Source organism: Pseudomonas sp. GL_139_B, assembly GCF_057834475.1.
In genome coordinates, this window is record NZ_CM174403.1 from 2184207 (window position 1) to 2209930 (window position 25724).

Here is a 25724-nt window from a genome sequence, read left to right on the forward strand (position 1 = left end):
CCCGTGAATATTTTCGAAGCCTTGCGTGAAAGCCACGAGCGTCAACGCAGCTATTCCAAAGCCCTGGTCAAAACCAGTGGTGACACCCCGGAACGGGTCGAAGCTTACAAGCAGCTCAAGTCCGAACTGCAGGCCCATGAAACCGCTGAAGAGCGCTATTTCTATATTCCGCTGATGGAGTTCGACAATGGCGTCGACCTGAGCCGCCACGCCATCGCCGAACACCATGAAATGGACGAAATGATGGAGGCACTGGACGAGACCGATATGTCCAGCCCGGCTTGGCTGGCGACCGCGAAAAAACTCACCGAGAAAGTGCATCACCACTTGGAGGAGGAAGAGCAGAAGTTCTTCCAGATGGCCGGCAAGCTACTCGATGACAAGCAGAAAGAAGCACTCGCCGGCCAATATGAAAAGGAATACAAGGCTCAGCTGTCCTGAACTCGGGGGGATGCCGGGCTTTTTCGTTTTCGCCTACCATGGGCCACTCCGACGAAAAAAAAGGATACGGTGTCATGGCGAACACAGCCGAACGGGTCAACATCATCGAATCCCAGGTGTTGTCCCACGACTGGTACCTGCTGAAGAAAATCACCTTCGACTATCAACGCAACAACGGCGATTGGCAGCGCCAGACCCGCGAGGTCTACGACCGGGGTAACGGCGTGGCGATTCTGTTGTTCAATCGCGCGAAGAAAACCATTGTGCTGACACGCCAGTTTCGGCTGCCGGTGTTCGTCAACGGTCATGATGGTTTGCTGATCGAAGTGGCGGCCGGGTTGCTTGAGGGTGCCGATCCCGAAGAACGCATTCGCGCCGAGGCCGAAGAAGAAACCGGCTATCGCGTGCACCATGTGCAGAAGGTCTTCGAGTCCTATATGAGCCCGGGTTCGGTCACCGAAAAGCTGCACTTCTTCATCGCCGAATATGACGCTGGATTGAAAGTCAGCGAGGGCGGCGGGCTGGAAGAAGAGACCGAGGAGCTGGAAGTACTGGAGTGGGCCTTCGACGAGGCACTGGAGGCGTTTTACCGCGGTGAGATCTGCGACGCCAAGACCATCATGCTCCTGCAATATGCGGCGATGAAGGACATCTTCTCGGCGCCTTGAGCGCACTTCAAAACAGATCATCCATCCGGCCGACACCTGACCACTCGCACCCTTCAAGCGTCAGCAACCGCTCTTTCGCTTCAAGCCCGCCGGCAAACCCGGTGAGCTTGCCCGAGGCGCCGATCACCCGATGGCAGGGTGCAACAATCGAGATCGGGTTCTTCCCATTCGCCGCGCCCACCGCCCGCACCGCGCTCGGATTGCCGATCTGTTGGGCAATCTGGCTATAGCTGCGTGTCTCTCCGAACGGGATGGTCAGCAGGGCCTGCCAGACCTTCTTCTGAAAGTCTGTCCCGGCAAAATCCAGTTCCAGCTCGAAGCGATTTCGCGTACCGGCAAAGTATTCCTGCAACTGCTGAACGGCGCGCACCAGGATCGGGTTGTCCGGGGCTTCGTGCATCGGGCCAAGCCGCACCCGGTTTGGTTTGTCGTTTTCCCAGAGGATGGCTGCCAGTCGTGCATCTTTCGCCACCAGCTTCAGTTCGCCGACCGGAGACGCCAGGGTGGTGAAGGTGTAGGTCATGCTGGCGGTCTCCGCAGAAGGGCTGAACAGGGGCTCAGCATACTGCTTCGACGGGGAGGCGCAATACGCAATCCCGACCATACTTGCCTGTGCTTTTGAACCGAGCCCGAAAACAAAAAAGAGACCGACTCATGAAGTACGAACCTTTTGCCAAATCGCTCATCGCGACTTCCTTGGCGCTCAGCTGCCTGACTGCCTACGCCGCCTCCGTGGCCCCCGTCGCGGCCGAAAACGGCATGGTGGTCACGGCCCAGCATCTGGCCTCCCAGGTGGGGGTCGATGTGTTAAAGAACGGCGGCAACGCTGTCGATGCCGGCGTCGCGGTGGCTTATGCGCTGGCGGTGGTGTATCCCGCGGCGGGTAACCTGGGTGGCGGCGGTTTCATGACCATTCAGTTGGCGGACGGGCGCAAGACCTTCCTCGATTTCCGTGAAAAAGCACCGCTGGCCGCCACCGCCAACATGTACCTCGATAAAGAAGGCAATGTCGTTCCAGACCTCAGTACCCGTGGCCACTTGGCCGTCGGCGTGCCAGGAACTGTGTCCGGCATGGAGTTGGCCCTGTCCAAGTACGGCACCAAACCACGCAAGGAAGTGATCGCCCCGGCGATCAAACTGGCCGAAGACGGTTTTGTCCTGGAGCAGGGCGATGTCGATTTGCTGGACTACGCCACCGACGTGTTCAAGAAAGACATGAAAGACTCGGGCGCGATTTTCCTGAGCAATGGCGAGCCGATGCAGGTCGGGCAAAAACTGGTGCAGAAGGATCTGGCCAAGACCCTGCGGGAAATTTCCGCGAAGGGCGCCGACGGGTTCTATAAAGGCTGGGTCGCCGACGCCATCGTCACCTCCAGTCAGGCCAACAAAGGCATCATCACCCAGGCCGACCTCGACAAATACAAAACCCGCGAACTGGCGCCGATTGAGTGCGATTACCGTGGCTACCACGTGGTCTCGGCACCGCCGCCAAGCTCCGGCGGGGTGGTGATCTGCGAGATCATGAACATCCTCGAAGGCTACCCGATCAAAGACCTGGGCTACCACTCGGCCCAAGGCATGCACTATCAGATCGAAGCCATGCGTCACGCGTATGTGGACCGCAACAGCTACCTCGGCGACCCGGACTTCGTGAAAAATCCGATCGCGCACCTGCTGGACAAAAACTACGCCACCCAACTGCGCGCCGCTATCCAACCGCAAAAGGCCGGCGTGTCCCGCGACATCAAACCCGGCGTAGCACCGCATGAGGGCAGCAACACCACGCACTTCTCCATCGTCGACAAATGGGGGAATGCGGTGTCGATGACCTACACCCTCAACGACTGGTTTGGCGCCGGTGTCATGGCCAGTAAAACCGGGGTCATCCTCAACGATGAAATGGACGACTTCACCTCGAAAGTCGGTGTGCCGAACATGTACGGCCTGGTGCAAGGGGAGGCCAACGCCATCGCTCCCGGCAAAGCGCCGCTATCGTCGATGAGCCCGACCATCGTCACCAAGGACGGCAAGGTGGTGATGGTCCTCGGCACCCCCGGCGGCAGTCGTATCATCACCGCCACCTTGCTGACCATGCTCAACGCGATCGACTATGGCATGAACATCCAGGAAGCGGTGGACGCGCCGCGTTTCCATCAGCAGTGGTTGCCGGAAGAAACCAACCTGGAGACCTTCACCAGCAGTCCGGACACGGTGAAGATCCTCGAAAGCTGGGGGCATAAATTTGCCGGGCCACAGGATGCCAACCACGTCGCGGCGATCATGGTCGGCGCGCCTTCACTGGAAGGTAAACCGGTCGGCAAAAACTGCTTCTACGGCGCCAACGACCCTCGTCGAAACACCGGGTTGTCGCTCGGCTACTAAGGGTTGAGTTTGAAAGGGGACGGGTCTATTTTCGTCCCCTGATTCACTGATTTTCAAGGAGCGGATCATGGCCTCTGCGCTGTTAATCATCGACGTCCAGCAGGCGCTCTGCGCTGGCGAGGATGAGTGCTTTGAGATCAACCGTGTCATCGAGAACATCAATCACCTGAGCATCAGAGCCCGGATAGCCGGGATTCCGGTCGTGTTCATCCAGCACGAAGACGCGGACGGTCCTCTGGTGCACGACACCGCTGGCTGGCAACTGGCCGAAGCGCTGGAAACCGCCCCCGAAGATATCCGCGTACGCAAAACCACCCCGGATTCGTTCTACCAGACCCACTTGGAAAACCAGCTGCCGAGAGATGAATTCGAGCGCCTGATCATCTGCGGGCTGCAAACCGACTACTGCGTAAACGCGACCGTGCGCCAGGCGCTGAAACTGGGGTACGACGTGGTGCTGGCGTCGGACGCGCACTCCACCGTCGACAACGGCAACCTTAGCGCCGAAGACATCATCACCGAGTACAACAAGGATTTGGCGCACCTGACCGGTTCAGTGGCGCGGATTGACGTCATGCCTGCGGGGGAAATCCGCATCTGAAACGACTGCCGGATCAACGGACATAAATTGTCATGAAATGATAAAACGCTGTCGCCGATTGAAAAATTGATAACGCCCCCGCCTGTAAAACTCTGTTCAGATCTGCGCTGCAAGCCCCGCAATTCGGCGGTTCGACCGCGCAGACCTTCAGCCGTCAAGAGAAAAATAAAATGAGCGTAGAAAAACTGATTGGCGAACTTCTCGCCGAGCTAACAGGCGTGATCCCCGAAGGCCCATTCAACGAGAGTCCGCAGCAGCACAAAGAACTGTTCCAGCTCGATCAGGATGTCTTCCATCCGGATTACGTGGCCAACAACCTACGCTTCGGTGTGCTTGAAGAACATTGAGTGTCTAAAAGGGGACGGATCTATTTTCGTCCCTGACTCGCGGCTCGGTGGCCCGGATTGGCGTCATGTCTTCGGGTGAAATCCGCATCTGATTCCGCTTTCAGCCCTGTGGCTCGCACGCTTCAAGCTGCGCAGCAGCCCTCAACGCTCAAGTTGCAAACAACAACCTTGGCGCTTGCTCAACTTCCGGCACCACACCCCCCAATACCAGCCGGGTAATCGTCGCCGCCGCCATTGCGTAGTCCTCGTCCCGCGGCGTTTCCTGACCGGTGATATGCGCCATTTGCCAGCCCAGATTGGTGTAGGTCCGGGTAGCCGACCAGATGAAAAGCATCAAATGTTCCGGGTCCACCGGCGCCAGCAAGCCCCGATCAATCCAGCTGCGCAGGCAGTCAACATTGCGCTGTGCCTCGGCATACAGCAGGTCCCTGCAATCTTCAGGCAATTGCCGGGCCCCCAGCAGCAGTTCCCCGCTGAACACTTTCGCAATGTGTGGATGCTCCCGGGCGATGCGGATCCGCGCGGCGATGTAGGCCTGCAATCCCACCACCGGATCATCACTTTCGCGCAGCACAGCCGAGGCTTGCAGCAGCGGCTCGACAAACCCGAGCAGTACGCAGGCGTAGAGGTGTTCTTTGCTTTGAAAGTAGTAATACAGATTCGCCTTGGGCACACCCGCACGCGCTGCGATGTCCCGGGTCTGGGTGGCATCGAAACCGTTGGCGGCGAACTCTTCTCTGGCGGCGGCCAGAATGAGGTGCTGATTGTGTTGGCGAATGCGGCTCATGGAGGAGGTCTTGGCGATTCGAGCTGCGCAATATACAAAACTATATAGCGTAAGGGCCAGCTGCGAAGTCGCCGTACACCTGTTTGTGAACTCACCCGGCTGCAAAAATCCCGATCAACTCCGCCAGAAATGCACTCACCACCTCCCGTTGTCGCGCCGAATGTCGAACGGCGGCATGGAAGCCAACCTCATAGCGCAACTGCTCCGAATTCAGCGGATGCAATTGCCCCAGCTGTTCATGTTTGGCCGCGTAGTGCTGTGGCAAAAAGCCCAAATGCTGCCCCGACAGAATCAGCAGGGCGGCGCCGTCCATGCTGTCGGTGAGTACCGTCAAGCGCTCGATGGACGTGGGCGCGGGCATTTCCGGCAAAGGGTGGCTGGGCCAGACCCAATCGTAATCGCGCACGTCCTCGCGGCTCAGCGCACCGACGTGATCGAACAGCGGATGCGCCGGGGCGCAGTAGGCGATTTGGGTTTCCTGGAACAACGGGTAGTAATCGATGTTGGGCAAGCGGTGCCAGAAATAACCGATGGCCAGATCGATATGGCCGTTGATGATTTTCTCTTCCAGCAGCGATGACGACAGTTCGGTGAAGTGGAAGTACAACCCTTCATGTCGCGAGCGCAAACGGGCAATGGCCAGGGCGATGTTCTTGTTGGCGGACGGGTCGATTTGACCGAGCAAACCGATATTGATAGTGCCCGACACCTTGCGGTTGATGTGCTGTACTTCAACCCGAAAGCCCTCGGTCGCCGCCAGTAACCGACGGGCCGCGTCGACAAACTGGCCACCCTTGGGCGTCACCGAAAACCCGCCGCGCCCGCGCTCGCACAGGCGAAAACCTACCCGCGCTTCCAGCGTCGCCAATTGCGCGCTGATGGTGGGTTGCGTGGTATTCAGCGCCGTTTGCGCGGCCGAGATTCCGCCGGCCTCGACGACAGTCAAAAAGACCCGGATCAAGCGCAGGTCCAGCTCCGATACAGTGCCCAGCATGTATTGCCTCCGATGTTCATTACATAGGCGCCGATCTATGTAAACAGTGCGCCTTCGGTATTTTACCGTCCTGACCAACGCCCTACATTGCAATGAAACCGGCGTTTTGCCCATAAAAACAACAATCACCAGCATAGGAACATTCGTATGTCAGGGTCCCCACAATCTGCGCACGCCCTCGAAGCGAGCAGCGGGTTGGCCATCGAAGGCCACTCGATCGATTACATTCCGGAAAACGAACGTCACGCCAAACTCAGCAGCCAGGGACCGTTCTGGTTTCTGGGCAACTTCCACTTCTTCACCATCTCCATCGGTTTCGTCGGCCCAAGCCTCGGCTTGTCGGCGCTGTGGACCATGCTCGCCGGTGCGCTGGGCATCATGTTCGGCACGATTTTCATGGCGTTCCACGGCTCGCAAGGTCCGGAAATGGGCCTGCCGCAAATGATCCAGTCCCGCGCCCAGTTCGGTTATCGCGGCGTGATCCTGGCCTTGATGGCGACAATGTTTGTGTTCGTCGGCTTCAACGTGGTGAACATCTCGCTGATCATGAGCGGCCTCGAACATGTCTTCGGATTCAACCCGACGATTGTCGCGGTGGCGGTGGTGCTGATTGGCGCGCTGCTGTCTATCTACGGCCACGACCTGATGCACAAAGCCTTCAAATGGGCGTTGCTCGCCACCTTGCCGCTGTACGCGCTGGTCACCATCGCCCTGATGTTCGGCGCCGGCCAGGAGGGCGTTACCCCTGCGACGGACCTCGGCTTCAACTGGGTCGCGTTCGCCACGCTGTTCGCCATCGGCGCCAGCTACAACATTTCCTACGCACCCTACGTCTCCGACTACTCCCGTTACCTGCCGAAAAACACCAGCCGCCCAAAACTGATCGCCGCCGTGTTCATCGGTGCCTCGCTGTCCGGTGGCTGGATGATCGGCCTCGGTGCGTGGCTGGCACAGCAGCTGAAAGCAGTGGATGCGCTGGTGGCGTTGAACCAAGTCGGCTCTTCGATGATTCCGGGGCTGGGCAATGTGCTGGTGATCGTCTCGGTGGCGGGTTTCCTGCCGATCATCGCGCTCAACACCTACAGCGCCATGCTCACGCTGCTCACCGGTGCCGATTCGATCAAGAAAATCACCCCGACCCCCCGCGCCCGCATCCTGTCCATTGCCGCGATCAGCGCAATCCTGCTGACCTGCGTGTTGTCGGTCAAAGGCGATGGCATCGCGCTGTTGAACACCTTCCTCGTCTTGATGCTGTACTTCCTCGTGCCCTGGACCGCCGTCAACCTGGTCGATTACTTCTTCGTGCGCAAAGGCCGCTACGCCATCCCGCACTTCTTCACCCCGAACGGCATCTACGGCGCCTGGCAATTTCGCGGCATCGTCTCGTACCTGATCGGCTTTGCCGCGATGGTCCCGTTCTTCTACATCTTTGATGCGGCGGCGAACAAAGAAGTCTTCGTCGGCCCGCTGGCGCGCATGCTCGAAGGCGTGGACATCGCCTGGCTGGTGGGGCTGGTGGTGTCGGGCCTGACGTATTACATCCTCAGCCGTTCAATAGACCTCGCGGCCGAGCGCCGGATCATCGACGCAATTACCGAGAGCGACATCATTGCCATGACCCAACCGGCTGTGGAGGAGGGACGTTGAACACTGCAAAAAATACGGTAGTTGCTTGCTGCCAAGTGGCGCCGAAGATTGGTGATCTTGCTTTCAACCGGACGCTGACCGAACGCGCGATTCGTTCGGCGGCGCATCAAGGGGCGCAGGTTGTGGTGTTGCCTGAGTTGGTGCAGAGCGGGTATGTGTTCAATGACCGCAATGAAGCGTTGTCGCTGTCGGAAACGGTTGATGGGCCGACCTTGCGTCTGTGGGAGGCGCTCGCCCGCGAACTGAACATCGTCGTGGTCGGTGGATTTTGCGAGCGACTGGAAGGCGATGAACTGGCCAACAGCGCGGCGATGATTGATGCCAAAGGCCTGCGCGCCGTGTACCGCAAGGCGCATCTGTGGGATGCGGAGAGTGAAATCTTCACTGCCGGTGATGTCGCACCGCCGGTGGTTGAAACGGTTCACGGGCGGATTGGGATGTTGATTTGTTATGACCTGGAGTTTCCGGAGTGGGTGCGGCTACCGGCGCTGGCGGGTGCGGATTTGCTGTGTGCGCCGGTTAATTGGCCGGATGGGCCCAGGCCGCCGACGGAGCGTCCGGCGGAAGTGGTGCGGGTTCAGGCGAATGCTTCGGTGAATCGGATGTTTATAGCTGCGTGTGATCGGCATGGATTTGAGCGGGGAGTGGGTTGGGTGCAGGGGTCGGTGATTGTTGATGCGGATGGGTATCCGTTGGCGGGGCCGGCGGAGCAGGGGGGGGAGCGGGTTTTGTTGGCAACCCTCAACCTTGCCGAGGCGCGGAATAAGCGGATTAGTGCGCGCAATGATTTGCATGGGGATCGGCGGGAAGGGTTGTATGTACAAGTCGGGGAATAATAGCGGGAGCCCAACGCTATCTCGGTAGCTAGATGGCCTAGTGGGAAAAGGGATAAATTCAAGTCTTGCTGTATCTTGCCATGAGGTTTTCGCAGGCGACCTAGCAGCATCGTTTGCGGATGCTTTGCTGCCGATTACGAAGGGCAGCAATCGACCCTTAGCTGCCAGTGAGCTTTGACCGCGATCAGCAAAATGCGGTCGCGACAAATCGAGTTTGACTTATCGTCTCGTACTTCAATGCCACGCCGTTCCCACGGGCTGACCTGCCTGTCAGGTATAGGCATCGCCTATGCCACACACTGGAATCGTCCTGTTCATCCCTCTGCAAAAAGAGCGCAACAATGCGCCCACGGGTCCCGATCGCTCTTGTTACAAGGGGCCGGAACACTCAGCAGAAGATTGCAGCCAAGACTTGATCCTGCCGTTCCGACCGCCCCATCCAACTCTCTGCCACGAATTACAATAATTTCAGAGGCGTGCATCATGAACGGTACTTCAACAGCAGCACCCGGCATTATCGAAGGGCTTGTGGGCAACGACCCGCAGTCGACTCAGTCAACCAAGGCAAAGAGCAAGCCGCTGAACAAGGCCGTACTGGGGGTGACCCTGGGCAACATGGTGGAGTGGTTCGACTTCGCCCTGTATTCGTCGATGGCAGTGATGATCGGCGACATCTTCTTTCACAGTGAAAGCCAAACCACCCAACTCATCGCCATCTATGCCACCTTTGCCGCAGGCTTCCTGATGCGGCCCCTCGGCAGCCTGGTATTCGGCCCCATCGGTGACCGCTTTGGCCGTCGTGCGGCACTGACCCTGAGCATCGCCCTGATGGCGATCGCAACCTTCTGCATTGCACTGATACCCTCGTATGAAAGCATTGGCATCATGGCACCCATACTGTTGGTGGCCATGCGCATGCTTCAGGGGCTGTCCACCGGCGGCGAATACGGCGGCTCGGTGATCTTCATCGCAGAACACGCACCGGACAACCGTCGAAGCTTTCTCACCAGTTGGCTGGAGGTAGGGATTCTCTCCGGGTTCCTGCTCGGCGGGGCGGTGGTCAGTGTGCTGATGCTCGCGCTGGGTGAAGAAACCATGCGTGCCTGGGGCTGGAGGATTCCGTTCGTGATCGGCGGGCTGCTGGGCATGATCGCCCTGTACCTGCGCTTGAACCTGGAAGAAACTCCGATCTTCAAGGAAATGCAAGAGAACGAACTCAAGCAGGTGACGAACAAGAAAAGCCTAACCTCGATGCTCATCGAAGAGTGGCCGAATTTGCTCAAGAGCATGGGCCTGGTCGCCATCTACAACGTTTGCTACTACGTCGTGCTGGGCTACATTCCGGGCTATCTGACCAACGAACTGGGCTATTCCAGCAGCTTTGGCAGCGTGCTGGGCATGGTCGGCACACTCAGCATGTTGCTGCTGGTTCCATTTTCCGGGTTGCTCGCCGACAAGGTTGGTCGCAACCGTCTGGTGGCCCTGGGCTGCATCCTGCTGATTGTGTTCTCGATTCCTGCCTTCACCATGTTGCAGACCCACAATGTGGTGCTGGTCTACGTCGCGGTACTCGGTCTGTTGGTTGCCCAATTGCTGTTCGAAGGGGCGATGGGTGCAACGCTGGTCTCGCTGTTCAAGGCACCCGTGCGCTTCAGTGCCCTGGCCCTGAGCTACAACATCTCGGTGTCGGCATTCGGTGGCACCGCGCCGCTGATCAATACCTGGCTGATTGGCGAAACCGGCAATACGATGATCCCCGCTTACTACCTGATTGCCGCCGCCGTCGTGGGACTGATTGCGATCCTGATGACCGAAGACCGCACCGGCAAACCAATGCCCTGAGCTGTATCACTTTCCCAACCGGCGACCCGTGTCGCCGGTTTTTTTTGGCCGACTGGAAGGCTTTCCCATGAAACTTTGCTGGATTCATCCCACGGGCCGTAATGCGACTCTGGAACCCTTGTGGAACACCATTCATGACGAGCTTGGCGGTGCTCTGGCGCAGGGCACGAAACTCGACTTTCGCTTCCTCGACAACAGCGGTGGCTTTACCCGTTCGCTTTACGCCGAACACCTGAACTCAGTGTTGATGGTGGAGGCCGCGATCAAGGCCCAGGCTGACGGTTACGACGGAGTCTTACTCGGCTGCTGGAATGATCCACTCTGGGAAGCCCGGGAAATGCTCGACATCCCGGTGGCCTCGGTGGGTGAGCAGTCGATGTTGGCAGCGCTCGCCATGGGACAACGGTTTGCGGTGATTACGGTGTCGGAGAAAACGGCTGTTGCGATAGAGCGCGATATCATCGGCTATGGTCTGAGCGAGCGTTGCATCCACCGGCCAGTGCGCTCGATCCACCCGTTTTCGGATGCCTCGTTGCTGCTGGAAGCCACACATTCTCCGGCGGAGCACTTCATTCCAAGGCTGGAAGCCGTGGCGCGGCAATGCATCGAAGAGGGGGCGGATGTGATTCTGGTGGGTTGCGCCTATTACGGGCCGCTGTTGCGTCGAGCCGGCTATCGCCAGGTGCAGGGCACCGATGTGCCGGTGGTGGACTCGTCGACGGTGGCGCTCAAGTACCTGGAGGCCATGGTGGGTGTGGCGCAGTGCACCGGGCTGGTGAAAAGTACGGCGAATCTGTTCGCCGGGATTGCACCGGCTTCGATTGCCCAGGCCCGAAAGGCTTTAGGGCTGTAACTGGAACTGGAACTGGAACTGTAACTGTAACTGTAACTGTAACTGTAGGAGCGAGCTTGCTCGCGAAAGACCCGAGACCACCGCGGGTTGTCAGGCTGCCAGCGTTATCGTTAACGACCATCGTCGGAACGCCGCCCGTAGCAAGCTTGCTCCTACAGGTTACTGTGGATTAGCGGAGAACCCTGGCCGCGGGATTTTGCCCATCAACATGCACGACAAACCACCGTTCACTTCGACTTCGCTGCCGGTGATGTAGGAGGACCGTTCACTGAGCAGAAACAACACCGCGTTGGCGATGTCCTCGGGCGTGCCGATGCGGCGGGTGGCAGTAAACCCTTCGCGCGCTTCGGTGATGCCGGGGTGGTCGTAGTAGGCAGCGGTCAATGCGGTGCGGATCATGCCCGGAGCCACACAGTTACTGCGTACTCCGTGCGGCCCCCATTCCACGGCCAGTTGCTGGGACAATGCCGACACTGCGGCCTTGCTTGGCGTATAGGCGCCGCTGTACGGCTGGGGATTGTGCGCGGCGATCGAGCTGATGTGCACGATGCTGCCTGCACCCGCGTTGCGCATTTGCCGACCGAACTCGCGTGCGCACAACAAGTAGCCGTTGAGGTTGACCGAAAGCATCGCGTTCCAGTCGGCCAGTTCGATATCCGCCAGGTTCACCGAACGCAAAATGCCGGCGGCGTTGACCAACGCATCACAGGCACCGAACTCGCGGGCGACGGCTTCAGCCGCTGCCTTGACCTGAGCTTCATCGGCAATGTCGCAACCTAGGCTGAGTCGGCGTCCGGGCAGATCGGCGAGCGTCTGATGCAAGGCCTCGCAACCTTGAACATTGCGGTCGAGCAGGGCGACATGCGCACCGAGTTCCGCCAGTGCGGTAGCAATTGCGGCGCCAATCCCGCTGGCAGCGCCATTTACCACGCACACTTTGCCGGCCAGACCGAGCCAGTCGTTGTTGCTACTCGCAAGAGTGGAGGGAGTTGTCATTGTGAATCTCCTTTTTTTTCATCGAAGGTCCATGCCTGGCACGCATGGCGAGCCAGGCCAAGAGTCAAAGGCTGCCGCTGAGTGTCTTGATGTCATGGAGCAAAATGCGCTCGTTATCCGAATAGTCCACGGGGCAGTCGATCACGTGCACGCCTGGGGTTTGCAGGCACTCGGCGACCAGCGGGGCGAAACTCTCCGCGCTTTCAACGCGGTGGCCGTGGGCGCCGTAGCTCTGCGCGTAGCGCACGAAATCCGGGTTGCCGTAGTCCAGACCATAGTCAGCGAAACCCATTTGCTGCTGCTTCCAACGGATCATTCCGTAGCCGTCGTCGCGCAAGATAATGACCACCAGATTCATGTTCAGCCGCACGGCGGTTTCGATTTCCTGGCTGTTCATCATGAAGCCGCCGTCACCGCACACCGCCACGATCGGCGTGTCGGGATAGACCAGGCGTGCAGCCATGGCCGAGGGCAATCCGGCACCCATCGTCGCCAGCGCGTTATCCAGCAACACGGTGTTCGGCATGTAGGCCTTGTAGTTGCGGGCGAACCAGATCTTGTAGATGCCGTTATCCAGGGCAACGATGCCATCGGACGGCAGCACCGAACGCAGGTCCGCTACCAGTCTCTGCGGGTACACCGGGAAGCGCGCGTCGTCGCTGCCCTCGGCAACGTGGCCTTCATTGGCTTCGCGAATGGTCAGCAGGCGTTCGAAGTCCCAGGTGGGCTGCACCTCGATGCTTTCCTTGATTTGCCAGACCGCGTTGGCAATATCGCCGACCACTTCGATCTGCGGGAAATACACCGGGTCGACCTCGGCGGATCGGAAGCCGATGTGCACCACTTCGGTTCCACCGCGCACCATGAAAAAGGGCGGTTTCTCGATGACGTCGTGGCCGATGTTGACGATCAGGTCGGCGGACTCCAGCGCACGATGGACGAAGTCGCCCGCCGACAGCGCCGCGTTCCCGAGGAACCGTGGGTGACGCTCATCCACAACGCCTTTGCCCATCTGCGTGGTGATGAACGGGATGCCGGTTTTCTCGATCAACTGACGCAAGACGCGCGCGGTCATCTTGCGGTTGGCGCCAGCGCCGATCACCAGTACCGGGCTGCGTGCCGCTTCGAGCTTGGCCACAGCCGCGCTGATTGCCTTGTGTTCGGCCACCGGACGACGGCTCAGGCTTGGGGCGATGGGCGTGCTTTCGGTGAACTCGGCGGCGATGTCTTCGGGCAGTTCCAGGTGCACCGAGCCCGGCTTTTCTTCTTCGGCCAGGCGAATCGCTTCGCGGATGCGCGACGGGATGTTGTCGGCCGACGCCAACTGATGGGTGTACTTGGTCAGCGGCGCCATCATGGCGCACACGTCGAGAATCTGGAAACGACCCTGCTTGGATTTCTTGATCGGCTTCTGCCCGGTGATCATCATCATCGGCATGCCACCCAGGTAGGCATAGGCACTGGCGGTCACCAGGTTGGTCGCGCCCGGGCCGAGGGTAGACAGGCACACCCCGGTCTTGCCGGTCAGGCGGCCATAGGTAGCAGCCATGAAGCCGGCAGACTGCTCATGGCGGGTCAGAACCAGCTTGATGGAAGAGCGAGAAAGGGAGTCCAGCAGGTCGAGGTTTTCTTCACCAGGAATACCGAAAATGTACTCCACCCCTTCGTTTTCCAGACACTTCACAACTAATTCTGCGGCTTTGATCATGATGGGCTCAGCTTTCTTGAGGTCAAAAAAAGGCCGCGACAGGGGGACGCGGCCTCTGTGGTACAGCTGGAACTGTCAGTCGGCGACGATGGCGTAGGTTTCGATTTCGACTTTCTGCCAAGGGCGCAGCATCGAATCCACCTGGATCAGGCTGCTGGCCGGACGAATGCCGTCGAACACTTCGCTGTGGGCCTTGGCGACGATGGCGGCATCGTTGATGTCGCGCAGGTAGACCACGGTGCGCACTACGTCTTCAACGCTCATCTCGGCTTCGGCCAGCACCTTTTTCACCGTTCCGAGAATCGCCTGCGCCTGTTCATAGGCGTTGCTGTGTTCGTATTCGGGTGAGGCACAGGTACCAGAGATGTGCAGATGGTTGCCTACCCGCACGGCGCGGGAGTAACCGAACACGGCCTCGTATTGGCCACCCGAGGAAATGTTTTGCCGTGATGCAGTTTTGCTGGTCATGTCGTGTCTCATTTGGGGAGGGGTTTACCGGTGGAGTCTTTGACGAACAGGATCGAGATCAGGCCGACCACAGCACCGGCGATGAGGTACCAGGCAGGAATCATCTGATTGCCGGTGGTGGAAATCAGCCAGGTGTTGATCAAGGGTGCGGTGCCGCCGAACAGCGAAACGGCGATGTTGTAGCTGAGGGCCAGGGCGCTGTAGCGCACGCGCGCACCGAACAGTGAAGTCAGGGTCGCTGGCATCGCACCTTCAAAAAACAGCTGGGCGAGGGTCAGGGTCAGCAGGGCGGCGAACAGAAAGCCCACTTGTCCGGTGTGCAGCAGCATGAAGCAGGGGAACGCCATCACGATCAGCAACACACAGCCACAGATGATCATGCGATTACGGCCGATCCGGTCCGCCAGGTGACCCGACACCGGGATCAGCACGAGCATGAACAAGGTGGCCGCCAGCCCTAGGGACAACGCAAAGCTGCTGCTGTAGCCGAGCACGTTTTCGAGGTAACCGGGGATGTAGCCCAGCACGATGTAATAGGTGACGTTGAATACGGTCACCAGGCCCATGCACTTGAGCAGTTGCGGCCACTCGTTGATCAGCAGGTTGAAACGGCTGGTTTTTTCACCCGAACTCGATTTCTCCAGCGCGTCAATTTTCTGGATTTCCTTGAAAACGGGCGTTTCTTCCAGGCCAAGTCGCAGGTAGAGCGCGATCAAACCGATGACGCCGCCAATGGCGAATGGCACGCGCCAGCCCCATTGCGTCATGGCTTGCTCGCCGAGACCGAGGGTGAACAGGCTGACGACGGCACCGCCCAGCAGGAAGCCGGAGATATTGCCGAACTCAAGCCAACTGGTGAAATAGCTGCGACGCTTGTCCGGAGCGTGTTCGGCGATGAAGGTGCAGGAACCGCCGTATTCACCACCGGTGGAAAGGCCCTGAAGCAGGCGCATGAGAATCAGCAAAATGGGAGCAAACACGCCGATGCTGGCATAGCTCGGGATGAGGGCGATGGCGAAAGTCGCGATGGCCATCAATGAAATGCTCAGGGACAACGCCGTGCGACGGCCGTATTTGTCGCCGATAGGGCCAAAGACCAGACTGCCCAGCGGGCGAATCAGGAAGCCTGCGGCGAAGGTGGCGTAGATCGCCATCAATTGCGTCGTCGGGTTGTCATCATGGAAAAAGGTTTTGCCGATGATGCCCGCCAACGAGGAATACAGTGCAAAGTCGAACCATTCGACCATGTTGCCAAGCGTCACGCCGACGACGGCTTTTGACAGGCGTTTACGCGATTGCTCAGCAGGAGTGCGGTTGCTGGAAAACCCAGGGATCGCGGTAGCCTGTACTTCGCCCATGATATTGCCCTCTTTAATATTTGTAGTGAGGCAGCAGTCAATTGGGGAGCAGGCCCACGTCTGGCGCGTGGGGCCTGCGCTCGGGTCAGCGCATGAACACACCACCGGCGATGCACAGCGATTCGCCCGTGATGTAGGAGGGTTTGGCGCTCAGTTGCCAGACCCAGTCGGCGATTTCTTCAACGCGCGCCGCGCGTTTGAGCGGGATGGACTCGATGGCGGCTTCGATTCGACCGCCGGCACGGGTCCCTTCAGTGTCGACCCAGCCCGGAGCCAAGGCGTTCACTACGATGTTGTGATCGGCCAGTTCGATGGCCAGCGAGCGGGTCATCGCAACCACTGCTGCCTTGGAGGCGCTGTACAACAGCTGGTTCTTCGACACGGTGAACGCATCAACCGAAGCAAAGAACACGATCGAGCCACCGCCGGCCGCCTTCAGGTGGCGTGTGCCGATGCGGGCGATGTTCAATGAGCCTAGTACGTTGATGTCGAAAATTTTGCGGTAGAGCGACTCGCTGTAGCTTTCCAGCGACGACGTCGGGAAGATCCCGGCAGCGTTGACGATGGCGCGCAACGGAGCCTTGCCATCGAGCGCCGCATCGACCGCACTGGTCAGCGCTTCTTCGCGGGTGATGTCGCCGACGACCGGCGAGAAGAGGGCACTGGCGGCTTGCTTGCTCGGCGTGACGTCAACGGCAACGACGTGCCAGCCTTCATCCTGAAAGCGTTGTGCGACGGCCTGTCCCATGCCCGAAGAAGTACCGGTAACGATGACGCTGGAGTGAGGTGCATTGTTCATGGTGGTTATCCGATCAGGCCAGTTGAGGGAGAGGTGCATTGGCAGGTAGCGACAGCTCCATGACATCCAGTTGGCTTTGGGTGTCCTGGTAATTGCTCAGCCATTCGCGCTTGACGATATCGATGCGCGACTCGGCCGGTTGCAGCTTGGCGAATTTGGCGGCCAGGCCTTTCATGCCGGCAGCGCGCAGGTCGAGGAAACGCATGACCAGTTTGGTCTGGTCGCAATACACCGGCCATTGCGGGCCACGCGGGGCGCCCAGGCCGATGTAGAACAAGCCTTCCAGGTTGGTCGGCAGTGTCATGGCTGCCGTACGCAGCGGAACCCCGTCGCGCCAGTGCAGCAAGCTTTCATCGAGGAACGGCAAGCGGGTGTTGAAACCGGTGGCCCAGACAATGGTGTCGTAATCGGCCGAAGTGCCATCGGAGAAGGTCACAGTCTTGCCTTCGATGTTTTCGATCCCGGGAGCAACCTTGATGCGACCGTGCTGGATCCAGTACAGCAGCAGGGTGTTGACCACTGGTGGCTGCGCATCCAGGTCGTAGGTTTCGGGGGCCGGCATGCCCGGGTAGTTCTTGTGGGTGCCGACACTGGCCATGATCAGCATGTTCATGACCATGTTCTGCTGTTCAGGCGGAAGTTGCCCGAGGAATGGCAGCTCGCCACGAGGTACGCCGAAGATAGTCTTGGGTTGGAACAGTTGGCCCCGACGGATCACGATAGTCGTGTCCAGGCGGGCCTGGGCGGCATCCACCGCCAGGTCGCAGCCGGAGTTGCCGAAGCCGACGACCAGCACCTTGCCTTCCACTTGCTTGACGCTGCGGTATTCACCGGAATGAATCGACACGCCGGTAAAGCGCTGGCCCACTTCGGGGATCTTGCAATCCCAAAGGTGACCGTTGGCGATCAGCACGCCGGCGTAGCGCTTGCTGGTGCCATCGGCGAGCGTCACTTGCCAGCCGGCTTCACCGTTTCCGCCGAGCGGGGTCAGGCTGCGCACTTCGGTGTTGAAAGTGATCTTTTCACGCAGGCCGAAGGTGTCGGTGTAGGCATTCATGTACGCCTTGACCTGATCGCGGCTCGGGTACACCGGGTAGTCTGCGGGCATGGGGAACCCGTCAAAGCAGGAACTGCTTTTCGGCGTAATCAGGTGCAGGGCATCGTAGTCGGTATTCCAGTGACCGCCGATGTTCCCGGACTTTTCGAAGCAGTCCACATGGAAACCGGCGTCGGTCATGGTCTTCAAGGCGGCCAGGCCAGCAGCGCCGGCGCCAATGATGCAGTAGTGCGATTGATTGGACATTATGACTCCCCATTCCTCGAACGTTGGAAGCGCCTGTTGTTGGCGTCCGTGGTTTGAGTATCCGTCCAGGCAATGGACGGATGAATGGGCTAAGCCATGTGTGTCCTATAGGTGTTGCCTATGGCTAGATGGACTCCAAATGGGCATACATGCTCTGGATACGGCTCAAGTGGCTGCGCATCAGGTTGATCAGCACCCGCGTGGGCGGCGAGATGGGCGTGTCGTGGCGGTGGATGAAGCCAAATACTTCGAAGATCGGTGGGTTGATCGGTACCCAGCCCAGGCGATCATTGAAGCCCAGCTGATGCAGGATGGGGCGCGTGGCAATCACATCACCCAGCCCGCGTGCCGCCAGTTCAAAGCCGGTGATCTGGTGCTCGACTTCGATGATCGGGTCCAGAACCTCGCCCCCCTTGGCCGCCAGCTGTGCGAGCAAGCGGCGAATGGGATCACCGGTACTCCAGCGTGCCTCCGTCAGGATCAACGGTGCTACTGCCAGGTCCCTGATGGTTTTTGGTTCTTTGAGGCGTTCCGGATTGGCGCTGATGTATCCCACCTGGGCCGACCATACCGGCTCGCTCACCGCGAGATTCTGCTGTTTGATCGGCAGCATGACCAAGCCTGCTTCAATCTCGCCCTGGCTCACCAGCTCGGCAATTTCCGAAGAGTTATAGCCGACGATCTTGATACGCATGTCCGGGTGCTGCGTGCGGAACTGTTCGATCAGGTCGGTGAGGAAGTAGTGGTGCGCCGTGCCGAAGGTGCCAAAACTGGCCACGCCTCCCGATAGCTCCCGTACTGCTTGCACCGCTTCATAACCCTGGCGCGCCGACCTCACCATGCCTTGCGCAAAGGGCTGCAATCGTCGTCCGGCCTCGGTGAGCATCAGTCGGCGGTTGGTGCGGATGAATACATGCGTACCCAGGTGCTCTTCCAGCCGCAGGATCTGTTCGGAGAGGGAGGGTTGTGAAATGTGCAGGCTTTCTGCTGCCTTGGAAAACGTACCGTGTTCAATGGCGGCGAGAAAGTAGTGGAGTTGTTGCAGTGTCATGGAACGGATCCTTGTCCGGTATGAGACCAACATGACACAGTTCGGCTTTATCGCGAAGCAGGTACGGACCGGTAAGTGAAAAGTTGTTGGAGCTGGTTGGGCTTGCGGAGTGACCGCTTCGGCAGCAATAGCCCACCATCAGCATGCGGATCATCCGTTCGGGATCAATCGAGGGACGCTCAATCGGGCTGCAGAAGTCGGCGAGGTAATGGCGCAAGTCGCTCAGATCGAGACACCGATCAATGCTGCGAAGAACGCGCAATCTTTGAACCTCGCTAAATAAACGAATTCGCCTCTCAGACACTCGTGTCGGACGCTTGACATAAGCTGAACTCGGTCATATAAAGAACACGTTCATAAATGATCAACAACAATAATGGATGCGATCATATGCGCCGAATCGACTTGCACTGCTACCCCAACACCCAACGCTGGATCGACTGCCAGGGGCCCTACGTCAAGGCTCTTGCGGAATACTGGCACCGAGACTGGAAGGCCAAGACCGAGGAAGAAGTGGTTGCCGAGTTCCAGAGCGCCGGCATCGAGGCGGTACTGGTGGCACTGGATCTGCGGGCAACCATCAACACTGTGCCGTGTGACAATGACTATGTGGCCGGCATGCGGGATCGACACGACTGCATCATCCAGGCCTGGGGGGCCGTGGAGCCGGCCATGGGGCAGGTGGCGATCGATGAAGCCAAGCATGCGATCCGTGACCTGGACATGCTTGGATTCCACTTCCATCCGATCATGCAGCACTTCAGTGTCGATGATCAGCGTTATTACCCGCTCTGGGAAGAAATCAACGCCCTCAAGGTGCCGGTGATGATCGACGTCGGCATGACCGGCATGGGCGCAGGCCTGCCCGGTGGCTTCGGGGCCAAGACCCGGCATGCACACCCATCGTCTATCGATACCCTGGCGGCGGACTTCCCGGACTTGACCATCATCATGGCGCACCCGGGTTATCCGTGGATCGACGAAACCACCGTCTGTGCACTGCACAAGGGCAATGTGTTCTGGGAGATGTCCGGCTGGGCGCCCAAATACCTGCCAGAGGCGCTCAAGCGCGATATTCGCGGGCGACTCAAGCACAAGGTCATGTTTGGTAGCGACTACCCGAGCATTCCCCACGAGCGGCTGTTCAAGGAGTGGAATGAGCTGGGCTACTCCGATGAAGTGCTGGAGCTGTTCTTCCACAAAAACGCCGAACGCGTGCTGGGCCTCTGACATGGGCAGCGAGCAGCACAATGTGCTGACCGAACGGCGCGGGCACGTGCTCTATATCCGCATCAACAGGCCCCAGGTTCGCAATGCGCTGGACCCGCTCACCTACCATCAGTTGAGCCTGGCATGCGATGAGCTGGAGGCTGACCCCGATCTGTGGCTCGGGGTGCTGACCGGGGAGGGCGACCAGGCCTTCAGTGCCGGGCGCGATCTCAAGCAACTGGCTGAAATGGCCGTCGCCGATGAAGCGCAAAAACAGGCTGAAGCGGCGTTATGGCAGCGCACCACACGCCTGACCGATCGCTTCGGTTTGGCCAAGCCGCTGATTGCACGGCTCAACGGTTCGGCCCATGGCGGTGGACTGGAGCTGGCCCTGGCGTGCGACATCATCGTCGCCGCCGAACATGCCCGGCTCAGCCTGCCCGAGCCCCGGCGTGGGCTGATTGCCACGGCTGGCGGCGTACATCGCCTGCCGCGGCAGATCGGTCTGAAGGCGGCAATGGGATTTCTGCTGACTGGGCGAGCCATGACCGCGCAACGGGGTTACGAGCTTGGCCTGATCAACGAAGTGGTTCCCGCGCACCTGCTCGATGAGGCTGTCGAGCAGTGGGTGGCGGACATTCTGGCCTGTGCGCCACTGGCGGTGCGCGCCACCAAGACATGTGCCATGCAAGGCCTTGACCTGCCGCTGGCCGACGCTGTGGCCCGGCGCTACGACGCCGAAGAGCGGCGCAAGGCCAGCGAAGACAGTCTCGAAGGGCCGCGTGCCTTTGCCGAAAAACGTCGACCGCAATGGCGAGGATGCTGAAGCACTGCAGCCGGTTTCTACCCGATACGGTACGCTCAGACGGCGGTACCGTTACCTGAATAAAAATAATCACAGGTGACAGGCAATGAATACGTCGCGCATGTTTTACGGCTGGTGGGTCGTGATCGCATCGATCACGGGGATGATCGTCAGCCAAGGCCCCATCCTGGTATTTACGTTCGGCATTTTCATGAAACCCTTGGGCGCCGAGTTCGGCTGGAGCCGCTCGCAAGTGTCACTGGGGCTGACCATCGCTATCCTTACGGCCGCATTGTGCACGCCCTGGATCGGGCGGCTGATTGATCGCAAGGGGGCGCGCCAAGTGGCAATTCCGGCCTTGTTGTTGTTCGGCGTCGGGATCATGTCGCTAGGCCTCTTGCCTGCCAACCTGGTGCTTTTCTATTTGGCGTTCTGCGTAATTGGCCTGTTGTCCACCGGCGGCACACCCACGGCCTATGCCATGTCAGTGAGTTGCTGGTTCATCCGCCGTCGTGGCCTGGCCCTGGGTTTGAGCATGGCGGGTATCGGCATCGGTGCGGCGTTACTGCCGATGCTGGCGCAGCATGCGGTGGCCGCACTGGGCTGGCGCCTGGCGTATGTGGTGATGGGTCTGGTGATTATTCTCGGCGCCGCTGGTGTTGCCTGGAAACTGCAGAACAAGCCTGCTGACCTGGGGCTTTTCCCGGACAACCAGCCCACTGTGGACGGCGTGCCTCATGCGCCGGACGAAGTTGGCCTGAGCGTGGGGCAGGCGCTACGCAGCCGCTCGTTCTGGCTGATCGGCGTGGCGTTTTTCCTCGCAGCCCTGGCGATCAACGGCTGCTCGGTACACTTCGTGCCACTGCTCACCGACCGCGGAGTACCTGCCGAGGAAGCCGCTCGCATCGCATCGATCATCGGCATCGCGCTGATCGTCGGCCGCGTGGGCGCGGGGTACTTGCTCGACTATCTGTTTGCGCCCTTTGTCACCGTGTTTTTCTTCATCGGCCCGGTGATCGGCATTCTCTTGCTCTACAGCGGCGCCAGCGGCAGCACGGCGATGTTTTGCGCGGCCCTGATTGGCCTGGGTGTCGGCGCGGAGGTGGACCTGATTGCCTACCTGATCGCTCGTTATTTCGGCTTGCGCGCCTTTGGTGAAATCTACGGCTACCTGTTCGGTCTGTTCTGTCTGGGCACCGCCTTCGGACCGCTGTTGATGGGCGTTGGTCAGACCCTGAATGGCAGTTACGACGCCGTCCTGCTGTTGTTCGCCGGCTGCATGGTGGTGGCCTGTGTATTGATGCTCTGTGTCGGCCGCTATCCGGATCTCCATGCGCAGCAGAAGGGGCCCGTGATCAGGCCGCCTGCAAACCGTGCATTATCAGATGCAGGCGCTTCATCAGCTCATTGAGACCATCTTCCGGATCCTGCGAGTCGTCCGCCAACCACATGCGAATCTCCGCTGCCAACAGATAGAACATGGTCTTGGCGATCATGCTGTCGTCTTCCTGGCAGCGCACTTCTCCAAGGGCCCGGGCATGCGCGAGCAGGGTCGAGATCGAGTCGATGGTGCGCGCTCGGGTCGCCTGGAAGCGCTCGCTCTGCATCCCCGTTGTATAGAAGGTGATCTCGCGGGTCAGGTCCCGTGAGATCACCTTGTCCTGTCCGTAAAACACGAAGAAATGCCGCAGTGCGTTGCGCAGGTTGTCCAGCAGTGGACGGTCGGCGGGGCAGTCGGCGAAAGCCCGTGTGGTCAGCTCGTCGAGATCGTCGTTGAACACCAGGAACAACAGGTCGCGCTTGTCGGTGGCGTACAGAAACAGGGTCGACAGGCCTACATCTGCTTCCTGGGCGATTTGCCGCGTCGTGGTCGGCTCAAAGCCGTTCTCGGTGAAGAGTTTTTTCGATGCGGCACGGATTCGCAGGAATTTGTCGAGCTTGTTTCGTTCGCGCAAACCCAGCGGGGCATTCGATTTCACGTTCATGTCAGACCTTTGATTTTTCTGGTGTTGTCGGGGTTCGAGAAGACCTCATCTTAAGTGATGGTCGGGGCCTTGACAAACAATATGATCATGTCTAAAAATGAACATGTTCTTTTAAAAACAACAACGAGGTCGAACATGTCCCCATCCAAGAAAGTCGCTCTGGTCACAGGGTCCGCATCCGGCATTGGCGCCACGGTGGCCGTGGCACTGGCCAAGGCCGGCTATGACGTGATCGTCAACTACAGCCGCAGCGAAGCCTCGGCCAGGTCCACGGTGCAGGCCTGCGAGGCAGCCGGAGCGCGGACGATGTTGCTGCAGTGCGATGTGTCGAATGAGGATAGTGTCAAGGCCATGGTCGCCGCCATCAGCGAGCAATACAGCCACCTGGACGTGGTCTGCAGCAACGCCGGCGTGTCCATCGATACGCCACCGAAAAAGTTCGACGAGATCGACGTGGAAGATTGGGATCGGGTATTCGCCGTGAACGTGCGCGGCCTGTTCCTGATCGCCAAGCACACCAAGGCCCTGCTGTTCGAGGCACCCCGGCCGTGCATGGTCAACACCGCCTCGATCGTGGGCATGCGCCCCGGTGCCCAGCCGCTGCCGTATTCAGCGTCCAAGGCGGCTGTCATCAGCATGACCCAGACCCTGGCCAACGCACTGGGCCCCAAGGTGCGAGTCAATGCAATCGCCCCGGGCTGGATGGAAGGCGAGTGGATGGAATGGATGCTGGGCGACAACTACGACAAGTTGATGTCCCGCCGCGCGCGCGCCACGCCCCTGCAGCGCTGCGTGACCATGCCGGACGTAGCTGAAGTGGTGCTCACCCTGATCGAGCACATGCACTTTGTCACCGGCGAAACCATTGTCATCGATGGCGGCTTCGCCAAGACCACCTGAGCGGACTCTTCAGGGCTAACTCTTCCGGGCCAGTGCTGCGCTCTGGCCCTGCGTGTTCCTTCCAACAATAACGACAACATCGAGGACATTTCCATGATGGGATTCGTGCCGTTTCCAGAAAAGTTCGTTGAGCAGTATCGCGCCAAGGGCTACTGGCAGGACCAGACCCTGGCGAATACCTTCCAGGCGGTGTGCCGCCAGTACGGCGAGCGCATTGCCGTGTGCGATGCGTCCCGTGAAGTGAGCTACGCCGAGCTTGACCAGGTCGCTACTCGCCTGGGTTTGAACCTGTTGGATGCCGGCCTGGTGCCGGGCGATATCGTCGTCCTGCAACTGGGCAACGTGCTGGAGTTCGTCTTCGTTTACCTGGCCCTGCAGAAAATCGGTGTGCGGCCGATCCTGGCGCTGCACACCCACCGATACCGCGAGTTGCGCCAGTTTGTCGAGTTGTCTGGTGCCACTGCAACCATCACGGCGGACCGCTCCAAGGACTGCGATTTCATCGATATCGTCAACCGCGTCCAGGCCGATACCACCAGCATCCGGCGCAAATTTGTCCTTGGCAGCGCGGCGCACGGTTTTGTCTCGCTGGACGATCTGCTGGCGCTTGAGCCCTCTCGCGATGTCGCGGAGATCGAGGCGATCCAGGCTGCAATCGATCCGTGCAGCCCGGCGCTGTTTCTATTGTCTGGCGGCACGACCGGCATCCCGAAGATGATCCCGCGCTCGCACAACGACTACGTCTGCAACTCGCGGCTGGCCTCCAGATACACGGGCATTGATGAGCACTCGGTGTTGCTGGACGTACTGCCCATTGCCCACAACTTGCCGCTGGCGTGCCCAGGCTTGCAGGGCTTCATGCTCTGCGGTGCCAAGGTGGTGCTGCATTCCAGCACCCGGGCTGAAGAGGTGTTCGCCTTGATCGAGCGCTTCAAGGTCACCCATATCCATGTGGTGCCGGCCCTGCTGATCATGTGGATGAACGATCCGCGGGTCGAGGCCTTCAATCTGGACAGCGTGCGGGTGATTCAGTCCGGTGGTCAGCGCCTGCAACCGGAGACTCGCGCCTTGACCGAGCAGGTCTTGCACAACTGCACGGTGCAGGAAAACTTCGGCATGGCCGAAGGCCTGTTGATGTTCGTGCGCCTGGACGATCCGCTGGATGTCCGCCGAGAATCGGTGGGCAGGCCGGTGTGTGAAGACGACGAAATCCTGTTGCTCGGGGAGGATGATCAACCGGTGCCGCTGGGTACGCCGGGCGAGCTGTGCTGCCGGGGGCCTTACACCTTGCGCGGATATTTCAACGCGCCGGAGCATAACGCGCGGGCGTTTACCCCCGACGGTTTCTACCGCTCCGGCGACATGATGCGCGAACTGCCTTCAGGCAACTATGTGGTGGAAGGGCGCAAGAAGGATTTGATCAACCGCGGCGGCGAGAAAATTTCCGCCGAAGAAATCGAGAACCTGGTGCTGGCTCACCCGGCCGTCACGAACGTGGCGTGCGTGGCCATGCCCGACCCGGTGCTGGGCGAAAAAATGTGCGCCTTCGTGATCCTCAAGCCCGCTGCGCAGTTAAGCCTGGAAGACCTGGTCAATTACCTGCAGAGCCATGAAATCGCCCGTTTCAAACTGCCGGAGCGCCTGGAGTTGGTGGACAGTTTTCCGCTGTCGACCTTCGGCAAGGTCTCCAAGAAAGACCTGGTGGAGCGCGTCAGCGCCCAGCTCAAGATCGAGGCGGCCTGAG

Annotated in this window: 25 protein-coding genes and 1 pseudogene; 14 read left to right on the plus strand and 12 right to left on the minus strand. The window is 59.6% G+C overall.

All coding sequences use genetic code 11. The annotated features are described in order from the left end of the window. The first annotated feature begins 3 nt into the window (after nucleotides 1–3). Nucleotides 4–441, plus strand: coding sequence for a hemerythrin domain-containing protein (locus tag AC3ISI_RS10090; protein WP_489336743.1), 438 nt, complete (start codon nucleotides 4–6; stop codon nucleotides 439–441). Nucleotides 442–515: 74 nt separating this feature from the next. Further along, nucleotides 516–1109, plus strand: coding sequence for an NUDIX domain-containing protein (locus tag AC3ISI_RS10095; RefSeq protein ID WP_489336744.1), 594 nt, complete (start codon nucleotides 516–518; stop codon nucleotides 1107–1109). A 7-nt stretch (nucleotides 1110–1116) separates the two neighbouring features. Here the strand turns inward: AC3ISI_RS10095 and AC3ISI_RS10100 are convergent, their stop codons facing one another. After that, the gene (locus tag AC3ISI_RS10100) at nucleotides 1117–1632 is read right to left on the minus strand and encodes a methylated-DNA--[protein]-cysteine S-methyltransferase (RefSeq protein ID WP_489336745.1); all 516 of its coding nucleotides are present in this window, start codon (nucleotides 1630–1632) and stop codon (nucleotides 1117–1119) included. 131 nt (nucleotides 1633–1763) lie between these two features. Between AC3ISI_RS10100 and ggt the strand changes: the two genes are divergently transcribed. The 3 genes from ggt (at nucleotide 1764) to AC3ISI_RS10115 (ending at nucleotide 4439) form a co-directional block, all read left to right on the plus strand. Further along, nucleotides 1764–3491, plus strand: a complete 1728-nt coding sequence (ggt, locus tag AC3ISI_RS10105; protein ID WP_489336746.1) for a gamma-glutamyltransferase — start codon at nucleotides 1764–1766, stop codon at nucleotides 3489–3491. Nucleotides 3492–3558: 67 nt separating this feature from the next. Then, nucleotides 3559–4092 (plus strand): cysteine hydrolase family protein, encoded by a 534-nt coding sequence (locus AC3ISI_RS10110; RefSeq protein WP_489336748.1) that lies wholly within the window; start codon nucleotides 3559–3561, stop codon nucleotides 4090–4092. A 170-nt stretch (nucleotides 4093–4262) separates the two neighbouring features. Next, nucleotides 4263–4439, plus strand: a complete 177-nt coding sequence (locus AC3ISI_RS10115; protein WP_489336749.1) for a hypothetical protein — start codon at nucleotides 4263–4265, stop codon at nucleotides 4437–4439. Between the two features lie 148 nt (nucleotides 4440–4587). Here the strand turns inward: AC3ISI_RS10115 and AC3ISI_RS10120 are convergent, their stop codons facing one another. Both AC3ISI_RS10120 and AC3ISI_RS10125 read right to left on the minus strand, forming a co-directional pair. Further along, nucleotides 4588–5226, minus strand: coding sequence for a TetR/AcrR family transcriptional regulator (locus AC3ISI_RS10120; protein ID WP_489336750.1), 639 nt, complete (start codon nucleotides 5224–5226; stop codon nucleotides 4588–4590). Nucleotides 5227–5317: 91 nt separating this feature from the next. Further along, nucleotides 5318–6220 (minus strand): LysR family transcriptional regulator, encoded by a 903-nt coding sequence (locus AC3ISI_RS10125; RefSeq protein WP_489336752.1) that lies wholly within the window; start codon nucleotides 6218–6220, stop codon nucleotides 5318–5320. Nucleotides 6221–6367: 147 nt separating this feature from the next. Between AC3ISI_RS10125 and AC3ISI_RS10130 the strand changes: the two genes are divergently transcribed. From AC3ISI_RS10130 to AC3ISI_RS10145, 4 genes are all read left to right on the plus strand, one after another. After that, nucleotides 6368–7867, plus strand: coding sequence for a purine-cytosine permease family protein (locus AC3ISI_RS10130; protein ID WP_489336753.1), 1500 nt, complete (start codon nucleotides 6368–6370; stop codon nucleotides 7865–7867). Then, a complete protein-coding gene (locus tag AC3ISI_RS10135) occupies nucleotides 7864–8703 on the plus strand; it encodes a nitrilase family protein (protein WP_489336754.1) in 840 nt (279 codons plus the stop codon). Before AC3ISI_RS10130 ends, AC3ISI_RS10135 begins: the two co-directional genes overlap by 4 nt. A 483-nt stretch (nucleotides 8704–9186) precedes the next feature. Continuing rightward, nucleotides 9187–10545 (plus strand): MFS transporter, encoded by a 1359-nt coding sequence (locus tag AC3ISI_RS10140; RefSeq protein ID WP_489336756.1) that lies wholly within the window; start codon nucleotides 9187–9189, stop codon nucleotides 10543–10545. Nucleotides 10546–10612: 67 nt separating this feature from the next. Then, entirely contained in the window at nucleotides 10613–11398 is a 786-nt protein-coding gene (locus AC3ISI_RS10145; RefSeq protein ID WP_489336757.1) for an aspartate/glutamate racemase family protein, read from the plus strand. Between the two features lie 159 nt (nucleotides 11399–11557). Here the strand turns inward: AC3ISI_RS10145 and AC3ISI_RS10150 are convergent, their stop codons facing one another. The 8 genes and pseudogenes from AC3ISI_RS10150 to AC3ISI_RS10185 all read right to left on the minus strand — a co-directional run. Then, nucleotides 11558–12394, minus strand: a complete 837-nt coding sequence (locus AC3ISI_RS10150; protein WP_489336758.1) for an SDR family NAD(P)-dependent oxidoreductase — start codon at nucleotides 12392–12394, stop codon at nucleotides 11558–11560. Nucleotides 12395–12458: 64 nt separating this feature from the next. Next, a complete protein-coding gene (locus AC3ISI_RS10155; RefSeq protein ID WP_489336759.1) occupies nucleotides 12459–14102 on the minus strand; it encodes an acetolactate synthase large subunit in 1644 nt (547 codons plus the stop codon). 75 nt (nucleotides 14103–14177) lie between these two features. After that, nucleotides 14178–14570: a Rid family hydrolase gene (locus tag AC3ISI_RS10160; protein ID WP_489336760.1), complete on the minus strand. Its 393-nt coding sequence runs from the start codon at nucleotides 14568–14570 to the stop codon at nucleotides 14178–14180. 8 nt (nucleotides 14571–14578) lie between these two features. After that, nucleotides 14579–15928 carry an MFS transporter gene (locus AC3ISI_RS10165; RefSeq protein WP_489336761.1) on the minus strand — a complete coding sequence of 450 codons (1350 nt, stop codon included), beginning with the start codon at nucleotides 15926–15928 and terminating at the stop codon, nucleotides 14579–14581. Between the two features lie 85 nt (nucleotides 15929–16013). Next, entirely contained in the window at nucleotides 16014–16727 is a 714-nt protein-coding gene (locus AC3ISI_RS10170) for an SDR family NAD(P)-dependent oxidoreductase (RefSeq protein WP_489267345.1), read from the minus strand. 13 nt (nucleotides 16728–16740) lie between these two features. Further along, entirely contained in the window at nucleotides 16741–18030 is a 1290-nt protein-coding gene (locus tag AC3ISI_RS10175) for a flavin-containing monooxygenase (RefSeq protein WP_489336762.1), read from the minus strand. A gap of 124 nt (nucleotides 18031–18154) precedes the next feature. After that, entirely contained in the window at nucleotides 18155–19081 is a 927-nt protein-coding gene (locus AC3ISI_RS10180; RefSeq protein WP_489336763.1) for a LysR family transcriptional regulator, read from the minus strand. A gap of 124 nt (nucleotides 19082–19205) precedes the next feature. After that, nucleotides 19206–19385: pseudogene (locus AC3ISI_RS10185) on the minus strand (transposase); the annotation flags it as partial. An 86-nt stretch (nucleotides 19386–19471) separates the two neighbouring features. Between AC3ISI_RS10185 and AC3ISI_RS10190 the strand changes: the two are divergent. The 3 genes from AC3ISI_RS10190 to AC3ISI_RS10200 all read left to right on the plus strand — a co-directional run bounded on the left by AC3ISI_RS10190 (nucleotide 19472) and on the right by AC3ISI_RS10200 (nucleotide 22506). Next, the gene (locus AC3ISI_RS10190) at nucleotides 19472–20311 is read left to right on the plus strand and encodes an amidohydrolase family protein (protein ID WP_489336764.1); all 840 of its coding nucleotides are present in this window, start codon (nucleotides 19472–19474) and stop codon (nucleotides 20309–20311) included. A gap of 1 nt (nucleotide 20312) precedes the next feature. Further along, nucleotides 20313–21116, plus strand: coding sequence for an enoyl-CoA hydratase-related protein (locus AC3ISI_RS10195; RefSeq protein WP_489336765.1), 804 nt, complete (start codon nucleotides 20313–20315; stop codon nucleotides 21114–21116). 85 nt (nucleotides 21117–21201) lie between these two features. After that, nucleotides 21202–22506: an MFS transporter gene (locus AC3ISI_RS10200; protein ID WP_489336766.1), complete on the plus strand. Its 1305-nt coding sequence runs from the start codon at nucleotides 21202–21204 to the stop codon at nucleotides 22504–22506. Here the strand turns inward: AC3ISI_RS10200 and AC3ISI_RS10205 are convergent. After that, the gene (locus AC3ISI_RS10205) at nucleotides 22451–23080 is read right to left on the minus strand and encodes a TetR/AcrR family transcriptional regulator (protein ID WP_489336767.1); all 630 of its coding nucleotides are present in this window, start codon (nucleotides 23078–23080) and stop codon (nucleotides 22451–22453) included. The two genes, AC3ISI_RS10200 and AC3ISI_RS10205, sit on opposite strands and share 56 nt — an antisense overlap. A gap of 135 nt (nucleotides 23081–23215) precedes the next feature. On the opposite strand from AC3ISI_RS10205, the gene AC3ISI_RS10210 reads away from it, so the two are divergent. Then, a complete protein-coding gene (locus tag AC3ISI_RS10210) occupies nucleotides 23216–23980 on the plus strand; it encodes an SDR family NAD(P)-dependent oxidoreductase (protein ID WP_489336768.1) in 765 nt (254 codons plus the stop codon). Nucleotides 23981–24073: 93 nt separating this feature from the next. Beyond that, nucleotides 24074–25723: a (2,3-dihydroxybenzoyl)adenylate synthase gene (locus AC3ISI_RS10215; protein ID WP_489336769.1), complete on the plus strand. Its 1650-nt coding sequence runs from the start codon at nucleotides 24074–24076 to the stop codon at nucleotides 25721–25723. The last annotated feature ends 1 nt before the right edge of the window (nucleotide 25724 follow it).